The 11,370-nt window shown below is 65.4% G+C and carries 10 protein-coding genes; all 10 read left to right on the top strand.

The window, feature by feature from the left end:
- Window positions 1-754: 754 nt before the first annotated feature.
- Complete coding sequence (tolQ, locus tag ACT4OC_RS09365) at window positions 755-1,453, top strand: protein TolQ (RefSeq protein WP_444838695.1); 699 nt, start codon at window positions 755-757, stop codon at window positions 1,451-1,453.
- Window positions 1,454-1,553: 100 nt separating this feature from the next.
- Window positions 1,554-2,018 (top strand): ExbD/TolR family protein, encoded by a 465-nt coding sequence (locus tag ACT4OC_RS09370; protein ID WP_444838696.1) that lies wholly within the window; start codon window positions 1,554-1,556, stop codon window positions 2,016-2,018.
- A 2-nt stretch (window positions 2,019-2,020) separates the two neighbouring features.
- Window positions 2,021-2,938 carry a protein TolA gene (locus ACT4OC_RS09375; RefSeq protein WP_444838697.1) on the top strand — a complete coding sequence of 306 codons (918 nt, stop codon included), beginning with the start codon at window positions 2,021-2,023 and terminating at the stop codon, window positions 2,936-2,938.
- A 107-nt stretch (window positions 2,939-3,045) separates the two neighbouring features.
- A complete protein-coding gene (tolB, locus tag ACT4OC_RS09380; RefSeq protein WP_444838704.1) occupies window positions 3,046-4,338 on the top strand; it encodes a Tol-Pal system beta propeller repeat protein TolB in 1,293 nt (430 codons plus the stop codon).
- Window positions 4,339-4,514: 176 nt separating this feature from the next.
- Window positions 4,515-6,842: a putative bifunctional diguanylate cyclase/phosphodiesterase gene (locus ACT4OC_RS09385; RefSeq protein WP_444838698.1), complete on the top strand. Its 2,328-nt coding sequence runs from the start codon at window positions 4,515-4,517 to the stop codon at window positions 6,840-6,842.
- Between the two features lie 149 nt (window positions 6,843-6,991).
- Entirely contained in the window at window positions 6,992-7,732 is a 741-nt protein-coding gene (locus tag ACT4OC_RS09390; protein WP_444838699.1) for an N-acyl amino acid synthase FeeM domain-containing protein, read from the top strand.
- 313 nt (window positions 7,733-8,045) lie between these two features.
- Window positions 8,046-8,534 carry a peptidoglycan-associated lipoprotein Pal gene (gene pal, locus ACT4OC_RS09395; RefSeq protein ID WP_444838700.1) on the top strand — a complete coding sequence of 163 codons (489 nt, stop codon included), beginning with the start codon at window positions 8,046-8,048 and terminating at the stop codon, window positions 8,532-8,534.
- 167 nt (window positions 8,535-8,701) lie between these two features.
- Window positions 8,702-9,772 (top strand): tol-pal system protein YbgF, encoded by a 1,071-nt coding sequence (gene ybgF / locus ACT4OC_RS09400; protein ID WP_444838701.1) that lies wholly within the window; start codon window positions 8,702-8,704, stop codon window positions 9,770-9,772.
- A 47-nt stretch (window positions 9,773-9,819) separates the two neighbouring features.
- Complete coding sequence (gene tilS, locus ACT4OC_RS09405; RefSeq protein WP_444838702.1) at window positions 9,820-10,842, top strand: tRNA lysidine(34) synthetase TilS; 1,023 nt, start codon at window positions 9,820-9,822, stop codon at window positions 10,840-10,842.
- A 247-nt stretch (window positions 10,843-11,089) separates the two neighbouring features.
- On the top strand, window positions 11,090-11,370 hold a 281-nt coding region (locus tag ACT4OC_RS09410), incomplete at its 3' end, for an ATP-dependent metallopeptidase FtsH/Yme1/Tma family protein (RefSeq protein WP_444838703.1).

Below are 11,370 nucleotides of genomic sequence, written 5' to 3' on the forward strand. Positions count from 1 at the left end.
AGGTCGGGATGTCCTGGCTGTACCTGTCAAATCCGTGTGCGTTTTCTTACTACCGTTGCACACGGTGCTGCGGGCGCAGCCGGCGCCCGGCCTTCTCCGCGCCCTCTGTTCAAGAGGGTGCAACGAATGACAAAACTCAGGCGAAAATCGCGTCGTGAGAGCGAGCCCCCATGTCTCCCCGTCTTTGCGAGCGACTTGTCCGCCGAAGCCTTGGCGAAGGCGGAAGCGAAGCAATCCATCTCTCCCCGCGGGGACAGGTGGATTGCTTCATCGCTTGCGCTCCTCGCAATGACGCTCTCGACGACGTGGATGGCCTGAACAAGCTCTGCCATGACGAGGCCGAGATCCGGCCGTCGGCCTGGACCTGCGGCCGGTTCCACCCCCTGCAACCCGTTGCCGGCGGCCACATTTCCCGCCCGCAATTTCCCTTTGGTAACCTCGCGTTAACCGAGATTATCGTTTGGTTAGGGGCGCAGAGCCGCGCGGGTCAGCCTTGGTTTTGACATGTTGGCAGGGGAATTCGGACCCGGCTTTGGACGGGCCCCCAAACGACACAATGAAGGCTCTCGCGCAGGCACGTCGCCGCGCCGACAGCGTGGCTGTAGCGCCGGCAGCCATTTGCTCCCGGAAGTTTTTGGACGGAGCGCGATTCGAAAAGTGGGTACCGGTTTTTCGAACCGATCGTGTTCAGGAGAAAGGTGGGGCGCGGTGACGGCGCAAGACGTCATTCCGCTTCGTTGAGAGGATACCGCTGATGGATGCCGCCGCCTTGCCGATACCGGCTGCCGACGTATCGCTGATCGCGCTGTTCCTTCAGGCCCACTGGGTCGTGAAGGCGGTCATGCTCGGCCTGCTGGCCTGCTCGGTCTGGGTCTGGGCCATCGCCATCGACAAGATCTTTCTCTATGCGCGCACCCGCCGCGCCATGGACCGCTTCGAGCAGGCGTTCTGGTCGGGCCAATCGATCGAGGAACTCTACCGGGCGCTGTCGGCAAAGCCGACGCAGTCGATGGCGGCCTGCTTCGTCGCGGCCATGCGCGAGTGGAAGCGCTCCTTCGAAAGCCAGTCGCGCTCGATCGCCGGCCTCCAGGCCCGTATCGAGAAGGTGATGAACGTCTCGATCGCGCGCGAGGTCGAGCGGCTGGAGCGGCGGCTATTGGTGCTGGCGACCGTCGGTTCCGCCGGGCCCTTTGTCGGCCTGTTCGGCACGGTCTGGGGCATCATGTCGAGCTTCCAGTCCATCGCCGCCTCGAAGAACACCTCGTTGGCGGTGGTGGCGCCGGGCATTGCAGAGGCCCTGTTCGCCACTGCCATAGGCCTGATCGCCGCAATTCCGGCGACAATTTTCTATAACAAATTCATCTCGGAGGTGAACCGGCAGGCCCAGCGGCTGGAGGGGTTTGCGGACGAGTTTTCGGCGATTCTCTCCCGCCAGATCGACGAACGGGCATGATCCCGAACAGTGGGAACCGGTTTTCGGGTAAGATCACGCCTCGGACAAACGGCCTGAGGCAGCGGTATCATATGGTGGCAACGGCGGTGAGCACCATATCATGGGCATGAGCATGGGAGGCTCGGGCGGCGGCCGCCGCCGGGGGCACAAGTCGGTGATGGCCGAAATCAACGTCACGCCCATGGTGGACGTGATGCTGGTGCTGCTCATCATCTTCATGGTGGCGGCCCCCCTGATGACCTCCACGATCGACATCGACCTGCCGATCGCCCGCGGTGGCAACGCGGCCGCTTCCAACGCGCCGCCACTGACCCTCTCGGTCAAGCGCACCGGCGGCAGCTGCAATTCCAATGTCGAGCTCTATCTCGGCGACGCCCCGATTTCGAGCGAGGAGCTGCTGCCGAAGATCAAGGCGATCCGCGAGACGCGGACGGAGGCGGACAACGTGGTCTTCCTGCGCGGCGACCGCGATGTCTGCTACACTGACATGATGAAGCTGTTGGGGAACATCAAGGCCGCGGGATTCAAGGCGAATATCGTGATCATTCCCGAGCAGGGCTCCTGAAGGTGAAGGTCAAGGTCGACAAGACGGTGCTCGCGTCCGTGGCCCTGCACGTGGTCGTGCTGGGCTTCGTGATGCTGTCGTTCTCGACCAGGGCCCTCGAGGTGAGACCGGAAGAATCTGTCGGCGTCGACATCTCCCTGGAATCCCAGGTTGCGGCCGGCATGAAGGCCGGCAAGAAGGAAGAGAAGAAACCGCTGGTGGAGAAGGTCGCAGAGGCCAAGCCGGTGGACGATGCTGTCGGCAAGATCGAGGAGAAGAAGCAGCCGGTCGTCACCGACACCGCGCCGGCACCGCAGCCCAAGGCAGAAGAAAAGCCGGCCGAGAAGAAGCCCGATCCGCCCAAGGTCGTCGAGAAGCCGAAGGAAGAGCCGAAGCCGGTCGAGAAGAAGCCGGATCCCGCGGTCGATCCGATTGCGGAGGCGATCAAGAAGCAGGAGAAGAAGCCGCCGCCGAAGCCGGTGCAGGCCGCCAAGCCGCCCGAGCAGACCAAGATCAAGGAGCGTCACTTCGACCAGTCGAAGATCGCAGCCCTGATCGACAAGCGCGATCCGTCGCGTCAGGCGGTCGCCGGCGAAACCCTGAATTCGAACGCCTCGCTCGGCATGTCCAAGGGCAGGGCGGCGGACAACTCCGCGACCTGGGGCGCGATGTTCCGCCGGCAGGTGGAGAACTGCTGGAAGAAGCCCTATGGCGGCATCGAGCAGGAGCGGCCGGAAGTGGCCTTCAATATCCGCCTGAAGAAGGACGGCACGCTGGAAGCGATGCCGGTGCCGGACGGCACGCCGTCGACCTCCTATGCCCGCGCCTATTCGGAGAGCGCCTTGCGCGCCATCATCCAGTGCCAGCCGTATAATTTGCCGGCGCAGTTCTTCGACGAATGGAAGGCCTTCGTGCCGGTCTTCCAGGAGCGGCCGATCTGAACGCAGGCAAGCAGCCCATTTAATCCGAGTTGAAGTGACCGATGACCGATCAAGCCAGACTGCGCGACAAGCTGCTTCTCCCCTCCCGCCGCCAGATCGTTGCCGGAATGGCTGCCTTCGGCGCTGCCGCTGCGGTCTCGCCGCGGGCGGCGCTGGCGCAGAAGCGCATCACCATCACCGAAGGCGATTTCGCGCCGCTGCCGATCGCGATCCCGAATTTCGTGGCCGGCACGCCGGCCGACGGCGAAGTCGCCGCCGGCGTCACGCAGGTCATCACCAACAATCTCAAGCGCAGCGGATTGTTCGCGCCGATCGACCAGGCCGCCTATATCGAGAAGACCGTCAATGTCGACCAGGCGCCGAACTTCCAGAACTGGAAGTCGATCAACGCCCAGGCGCTGGTGCTCGGCCGCATCACCCGGCAGCCGGACGGCCGGCTCCGCGGCGAATTTCGCCTTTGGGACGTCAACACGGCGCAGCAGCTCTCCGGCCAGCAATACACGACCTCGCCGGAATCCTGGCGCCGCGTCGGCCACATCATCTCCGACCAGATCTACGAGCGGCTGACCGGCGAGAAGGGCTATTTCGACAGCCGTATCGTGTTCGTCGACGAGACCGGCTCAAAGGAGCGCCGCGTCAAGCGGCTCGCGCTGATGGACCAGGACGGGGCCAACGTGCGCTATCTGACGCGCGGCAGCGACCTCGTGCTGACGCCGCGCTTCTCGCCGTCGAGCCAGGAAATCACCTATATGGAATTCGGGCAGGGCGACCCGCGCGTCTATCTCTTCAACATCGAGACCGGACAGCGCGAGATCGTCGGCAATTTCCCCGGCATGTCGTTTGCGCCGCGCTTCTCCCCGGACGGCCAGCGCGTCATCATGAGCCTGCAGCAGGGCGGCAACGCCAACCTGTTCGTGATGGACCTGCGCTCCAAGACCACGACGCGGCTGACCGACACGCCGGCGATCGACACCTCGCCGTCCTACGCGCCCGACGGCACGCGGCTGTGCTTCGAGTCCGACCGTGGCGGCAGGCCGCAGATTTATGTGATGGCCGCCACCGGCGGCCCGGCGCAGCGCATCTCCTTCGGCGAAGGCTCCTACTCGACGCCGGTATGGTCGCCGCGCGGCGACTACATCGCGTTCACCAAGCAGGGCGGCGGGCAATTTGCCATCGGCATCATGAAGACCGACGGATCGGGCGAGCGCATCCTCACCGCGGGCTACCACAATGAGGGGCCGACCTTCGCGCCGAACGGCCGAGTCTTGATGTTCTTCCGCGAGCCCGGCGGCAATTCCGGGCCGTCGCTCTTCACGGTTGACGTCTCCGGCCGCAATGAGCAGCGCGTGCCGACGCCGGGCTTTGCCTCCGATCCGGCATGGTCGCCGCTGCTGTCCTAGCGACCGGCGCGCGGAGGGCATCGGCGTTAACCGGCAAGGATTGCCTACTATGCTGAAATTTATAGCATATTTTCGCTTTGCGTGACCAAAGGCAATGACTCGCTAACCCTGTTCCCTCAGAAAGACTTCATCTGCCGGCGGTAGAACTGCGGACCGACCGGAACCGCGTGCTGCCGATGCAACTTGCCAAGGAAACAGGAACGACCGACCAGAGACTGACGCCGTCGATCCACGGCGCGCTGATCGATTCGCTGTTCGAGACCGCCGGCACGGTGCATGTCGGCATCGTCTTTGCGACCGTGACTGCGGCCATGACCGCGGTGAAGACCGGAAGCGATTACATCTGGGCTTGCGTCGGGCTGCTCGCTCTGGCCGGTGTCATCCGCGCCATCGATCTGCAGCTCTACCAGGCGAGCAAGTCCAGCCTCACCGCCATTGCCGCCGCCCGCTGGCAGACGCGTTACCAGGTCGGGGCGATGATCCAGGCCATCGCGATCGGAATCTGGTGCGGCACCACGCTGCTCAGCACCGACGATGCCGTGGCCCATATGATCGCCCTGTCCGTCACCATCGGGCTGCTCGCCGGCGGCGCGGCCAGAGCCTATGGGCGGCAGTGGATATTCAGGTTGCAGGTCATCCTGGCCCTGGGCACGACCGCGGTGGCGCTGGCGCTGCGCGGCACGCCCTATTACGTGGCCATGGCGTTCGTGACCGTGGTGTTCCTGATAACGCTCATCAAGCTGTCGGCCAACCTGCACAGGATATTCATGCAGGCGCTGGTGGCGCGCGAGCGCGAGGCGGCGCTGGCCGGCCAGTTCGACACTGCGCTCAACAACATGCCGCACGGGCTGTGCATGTTCCGCGCCGACGGGACCCTTGCGGTGATGAACCACCGCTTCGGCGAGATGATGAACCTGTCCGAGGATTTCGTGCAGCGCGGCGCCAACGTCGCCCACATCATCGACGCCTGCGTGGCGGCCGGTTCGATTTCGGCGGCGAGCGGCCGGATGATCATGGCCGAGATCGAGAACACCCGCGCCCGCGACATGATCACGACCGATCCGGATTCCGAGCGCGGCCGCTTCATGTCGTGGACGTTCCAGCCGATGGAAGGCGGCGGCGCCGTCGTGCTGCTCGAGGATATCACCGAGCGGCGCAACGCCGAGGCGCGCATCAGCCATCTGGCCCGCTATGACGAGCTCACCGCCCTGCCGAACCGGGTCAATTTCCGCGACGAGATCGGGCGTCTGCTGGCGACCCAGCGCGGCGACCACATGTCCGCGCTGCTGTTCGTCGACCTCGATCAGTTCAAGCAGGTCAACGACACGCTCGGCCATCCCTGCGGCGACCAGCTGCTTTGCGCTGTGGCGGACCGCCTGCGCGAGATGCTGCGGCCGGAGGATTTCGTCGCCCGTTTCGGCGGCGACGAGTTCGTCGTGTTCCAGCAGAACATTCATTCGACCGAAGACGCCGCCGGCCTGGCCCGGCGTATCGTCGACCGCCTGAGCGAGCGCTACAAGATCGACAACCATCTGGTCGAGATCGGCGCCAGCGTCGGCATTGCGATGACCGACCCCGGCGTTTCCGCCGACACGCTGCTCAAGAATGCCGACATGGCGCTGTACCGCGCCAAGGCCGACGGCCGCGGCACCTATTGCTTCTTCCGCGCCGAGCTGGCGCAGACCGTCGAAGCGCGCCGCATCCTCGAGCTCGACCTGCGCAAGGCGGTGGCCAACGAGGAATTCGAGCTCTACTACCAGCCGCTGGTCAACCTGAAGTCCGGCCGCATCTCCACCTGCGAGGCGCTGCTGCGCTGGAATCATCCGGTGCGCGGCACGGTTTCGCCGATCGACATCATTCCCATCGCCGAGGACATGGGCCTGATCATCGATCTCGGCCGCTGGATCCTGCGCAAGGCCTGCATGGAATGCATGAAATGGCCGGACCGCGTCAGCGTCGCGGTCAATTTCTCGCCGCAGCAGTTTCACCAGCGCGACATCCTGAATGAAGTCCGCTACGCGCTCGAGGTGTCCGGCCTGCCGGCCGACCGGCTCGAGATCGAGATCACCGAATCCTCGCTGCTGCGCAACACGCAGCTCACCCACGACGTGCTGGCTCAGCTGCATGCGCTAGGCGTTCGCATTTCGCTGGACGACTTCGGCACCGGCTATTCCAGCCTCAGCTACCTGCACAATTTCCCGCTGCAGAAGGTCAAGATCGACCGCTCCTTCCTGGAGGGCATCGATACCGACCGGCCGCTGACCCTGCTGCGCGGGGTCGCCCGCCTGTCCGCCGACCTCGGCATGTCCGTGGTGGTGGAGGGCGTCGAGACCAACGAGCAGCTGGAGCGCCTCTCGACCGACGGCACCGTGACCGAGGCCCAGGGCTATCTGTTCAGCCGGCCGGTACCGGCGGTCCGGGTTCGCCAGTTGCTGAATGCCTCGTACGGCCGCCGCGCGCCGGACGATGCGCTGCTGCCCATCGCCTCGCGGTCCATCGCCTGATATTTCCGCAAAACTACGGGCAAATCGGTCAGTTGTGGAGCCGGCATGGTTAACCCTAACGTCGCGATCCCTTTGCATCGGCGTTAAGAAGCTGTTAATGCTTTTCTAATGCCCGTAGAAGTTGCCGAGCGTTCAAGGAGTGTGTCGGGATGAAGTCCGGAGTCGAAACCCGCATCTCGCACTCTTTCTGGGGATCAGGACTGCTCGATCGCGTCGACTACCGGCTCATCGAAACTGCCGACGAACGGGATCTCATCGCCTCGTTGCGCTACAAGGCCTACCTCCATGGTGGATTGATCGCGCCTGCGGAGTCCCAGCGCGTCTACGATCCCTATGACGATGCTCCGAACGCCTGGACGTTCGGAATCTATATCGACCGAGAACTCTGCAGCTCCGTCCGCCTCCATGTCCTGACGCCGGAGTTGCGGATGTCCCACACATCAGATCTGTTCGGCGACGTGCTTCATCCAAGGCTCGATTGCGGCGAGGTTTTCGTCGACCCGTCGCGTCTGGCCGCCGATCCCGAAAAGGTCGGACGGTTTCCGGAGCTGCCCTACCTGACGGTGCGGCTGGGCTATATGGCGTGCGAGTATTTCAACGCCGATACCGGGCTCGCGCTCGTTCGCGCCGAGCACCAGGCGTTCTACCGCCGCGTCTTCCTGCAGGAGACCATCGCCGGGCCGCGTCCGATTCCGATCATCAGGCAAGAGGTTGCATTGATGGCGTGCGATTTCCGTGCCGTGCGCGAAAAGGTGGCGGCCCGCTTTCCCATCATGCGTTCGACGCACGCCGAGCGGCAGATGCTGTTCCAGCGCGCCCACGAGCGCCAGCCGTCGCCGCGCGGGGTCGTGGCCGCCTTCGAGCGCCCCTCGATGGTTCCGGAAGCCTGAACCGGACGGGACTGTCTGGCCTGCCGGCGCCTCGCCCGGCCGGCGTTCGGGCCGGCGAACCGTTGCAGTCTTGCCGCGGTCCACGATTATTCGAGCGAAACGCCGCGTGAACGGCCGGTTCCGGCCTATGCCGCCGCTTGCCTCCACCCTCGCGCCATATTTACAAATGATTAACCGTCGCGGTCGCTTTTCGCCGATCGGCGGCATTTGACCGGTCCCGGCAACACCCCGTCAAGGTTGACGGAACGTTCGCTTAACCAACGCCCTGTAGACCGGATGGCAGTATCGAGAACGTGAGCGTGGAGGCTCCGGAATGAGAAACCAGATGCGTATCCTCCAGGGTTTGAAGCTGGCCGCCGTGCTGGCCGCGGCGCTGGCCATGGGCGCCTGCGCCAACAAGAATGCCGCTACCGACGCGATGGCGAACGCCGCCAGCCCGGGCAGCCAGCAGGACTTCGTGGTCAATGTCGGCGACCGCGTCTTCTTCGAAAGCGACCAGACCGAATTGAGCCCGCAGGCCATCGCCACCCTGGAAAAGCAGGCGCAGTGGCTGCAGACCTACAACCGCTACGCCTTCACCATCGAAGGCCATGCCGACGAGCGCGGCACCCGCGAATACAACATCGCGCTCGGCGCCCGCAGGGCCCAGTCCGTGCGTTCCTTCCTGTCCTCGCGCGGCATCGATCCGAGCCGCATGCGCACCATCTCCTACGGCAAGGAGCGCCCGGTCGCGGTCTGTAACGACATCTCCTGCTGGTCGCAGAACCGCCGCGCGGTCACCGTGCTCAACGCCAGCTCTTAAAGAAGTTCGTCGCTTGGGGTGAACTGATGGCCGGCGTCCTTCGGGGCGCCGGTTTCATTTTGTTGACTTAACCAACGCCGAAGCCCCTTGGTTTCAGTCACAATTCCGGCGTACTCCGTCTCTCATGTGATTCCCGCTTGTCGCGCCGATTTGCCCGTCAGGACAACATGTCACCCAGATTTCATAACGCCTTTCGCGCCGTGGCTGCCGCCGCGGTACTGGCCTTCGCCCCGCCGGCCCTTGTTCCAGCCTTGGCCCAGGACGTCGATCTGGAGATGCGCATCCAGCGGCTCGAGAACCAGCTGCGCCAGCTCACGGGCCAGAACGAGGAACTCCAGTACCGCAACCGCCAGCTGGAAGAGCGCCTGCGCCAGCTCGGTGCGGCCCCTCCGGGCGCCCAGCAGCCTCCAGCCACCGCCGTCCAGCCCAACGTTGCGGCCGCCCCGCCGGCGCCGGCCAATCCGGGCTACCGGCAACCTGCCTATCCGCAGCAGGGCGGTTACCCGCCGCAGCAGCCGGGCTACCAGCAGCCTGCCTATCCGCAGCAGCAGGGCGTCCCCGAGCCGCAGATCGCCGCCCCTGCACCGATCGTGCAGGAGCCGGCTCAGCCTGGCGCCGGCAACCGCCGCCGCGGCGATGCCTTCGATCCCACGCAAAATCCGAACGCACCAGGCGCGCCGAAGGCGCTGGGCGGCGGCCAGATGCCCCTTTCGAGCCAGGCCGCCGTCGGCGCTCCCGGAGGTCGTGGCCCCGGCGAGCCGCTCGATCTCGGCAGCGTCAGCCCGCGCCCGCCCGGCGCGCCGGCCGCACCTGTTCAAGCGCCGACCGCCGCGCTGGCGACGCTGCCGCCGTCGGCGACGCCGCGCGACGAGTTCGACCTCGGCATCGGCTACATGCAGCGCAAGGACTATGCGCTGGCCGAAGAGACTATGAAGAACTTCGCGCAGAAACATCCGAAAGATCCGATGATCGCGGATTCGAAATACTGGCTCGGCGAGAGCCATTTCCAGCGCCAGCAATATCGTGAAGCCGCGCAGGCTTTCCTCGGCGTGACCAGCGATCACGAGAAGTCCGCCAAGGCGCCCGATGCCATGCTGCGGCTAGGCCAATCGCTCGCGGCCTTGAAGGAGAAGGAGGCGGCCTGCGCCGCCTTCGGCGCGGTCCTGCAGAAATATCCGCGCGCCTCCGCCGGCGTGAAGGCGGCGGTGGACCGTGAGCAGAAGCGGGTAAAGTGCTAAGCAGCCGATGACGGGGCCTTGAGGGCCCCGCACATCGGCGGCGGCACATGCGCGAGGAAAAATCCCCGATTTCGGCGGCGCGGGCGCGAGCGATCTTCGCGCCATGGAAGGCCGTGCCTTCGGTCGTGCTGGCCGTCTCGGGCGGGCCGGAGTCCGTCGCGCTGATGTGGCTGGTGGCGCGCTGGCGCAGCAAGCTGAAGCGCGGGCCGCGGCTGATTGCCGTCACCGTCGATCACGGCCTGCGGCAGGAGGCTGCGCGCGAGGCGCGAGAGGTCAAGCGTCTCGCACATGCGCTCGGCATCGAGCACCGTACGCTGCGCTGGCGGGGGACAAAGCCGAAGACCGGCCTGCCGGCTGCGGCGCGCGAGGCGCGCTACCGTCTCCTGGCCCGGGCCGCGCGCGAAGGTGGCGCCGCTCACGTTGCGACCGCGCATACGCGCGACGATCAGGCCGAGACGTTGCTGATGCGCCTGTTGCGCGGCAGCGGCGTCGCAGGGCTTGCCGCCATGGCCGCCGAGACCGAGCGCGAGGGTGTGCGGCTGTTGCGGCCGCTGCTCGGCATTTCCAAGGCGGAGCTGATCGCGACGCTCGAGGCGGCCGGCGTCGGCTTTGCCGATGATCCGACCAATCGCGATCCCGCCTTCACCCGTCCTCGGCTGCGCGCGCTGATGCCGCTTCTGGCGGAGGAGGGCGCCGATGCCGGAACGCTGGCGCGGCTGGCCTCACGGCTTGCGCGCGCCAATGCCGCCGTGGAGGTGTTGGCCGACGGTGCCGAGCGCTACCTCGCATTGACCGATGGCGGCGCCCTTGCCGGCAGCTACGATGCGCGTGCGTTCGCAGCGCTGCCGGAGGAGATCCGGCTACGCCTGCTCAGGCGTGCGGTCGATCGGCACGGACTTGAGGGCCCTGCGGAACTCGGCAAGGTCGAGGCTCTGCTGGGAACTCTCGACCGCGCCGTCGCCGAGGGGCAAACCAGGCTGAAACAGACCCTGGCGGGGGCGGCGATCAGCCTTTCCAAGGGACGAATCCTGATCCAGCCGGCACCGCCGCGCCGGCGCAGCTCGCGCTGAGACCCCCTGGCTATTTGCGAACTATCTTGCGGCCGCTTAACCACCCCCCGAAAACAGCGGCTTCTGCCGCCATTATTTCAGCGGGAATCGGGCTAGGATGCGCTAAATAGTCCTGTCCCGTTCCCTTGGCACCGAGGCGCACGGCACCTAGATTGTATCGCAGGCGAGCGGGGGAAACCCTCGTGGCTACCGGGGTTTACTGCCAAGGATGGAAGGCCGCGATCAGCGCGACCACGAAGGAAAGTCAATGAACGCCAATCTGCGCAACTTCGCCCTCTGGGTCATCATTGTCCTGTTGTTGTTGGCGTTGTTCACGCTCTTCCAGAACCCCGGTCAGCGCGCCTCCACGCAGGACATACCGTTCTCGCAGCTACTCAGCGAAGTCGACCAGAACCACGTCCGTGACGTCGTGATCCAGGGCCACGAGATTCACGGCACCTTCACCAACGGCTCGAGCTTCCAGACCTATGCGCCGAACGATCCGACCCTGATCAAGCGCCTCTACGACAGCAAGGTCTCGATCACCGC

The organism is Bradyrhizobium sp., from assembly GCF_052389815.1.
Classification (GTDB): domain Bacteria; phylum Pseudomonadota; class Alphaproteobacteria; order Rhizobiales; family Xanthobacteraceae; genus Bradyrhizobium.

Excerpts from the sequence above, each read along its gene's own strand:
- tolB (WP_444838704.1), top strand. The coding sequence starts at position 3,046 with ATGGCTGCCTTCGGCGCTGCCGCTGCGGTCTCGCCGCGGGCGGCGCTG.
- tilS (WP_444838702.1), top strand. The coding sequence starts at position 9,820 with ATGCGCGAGGAAAAATCCCCGATTTCGGCGGCGCGGGCGCGAGCGATC.
- ybgF (WP_444838701.1), top strand. The coding sequence starts at position 8,702 with ATGTCACCCAGATTTCATAACGCCTTTCGCGCCGTGGCTGCCGCCGCG.
- ACT4OC_RS09370 (WP_444838696.1), top strand. The coding sequence starts at position 1,554 with ATGGGCATGAGCATGGGAGGCTCGGGCGGCGGCCGCCGCCGGGGGCAC.
- ACT4OC_RS09385 (WP_444838698.1), top strand. The coding sequence starts at position 4,515 with ATGCAACTTGCCAAGGAAACAGGAACGACCGACCAGAGACTGACGCCG.
- pal (WP_444838700.1), top strand. The coding sequence starts at position 8,046 with ATGAGAAACCAGATGCGTATCCTCCAGGGTTTGAAGCTGGCCGCCGTG.
- ACT4OC_RS09390 (WP_444838699.1), top strand. The coding sequence starts at position 6,992 with ATGAAGTCCGGAGTCGAAACCCGCATCTCGCACTCTTTCTGGGGATCA.
- tolQ (WP_444838695.1), top strand. The coding sequence starts at position 755 with ATGGATGCCGCCGCCTTGCCGATACCGGCTGCCGACGTATCGCTGATC.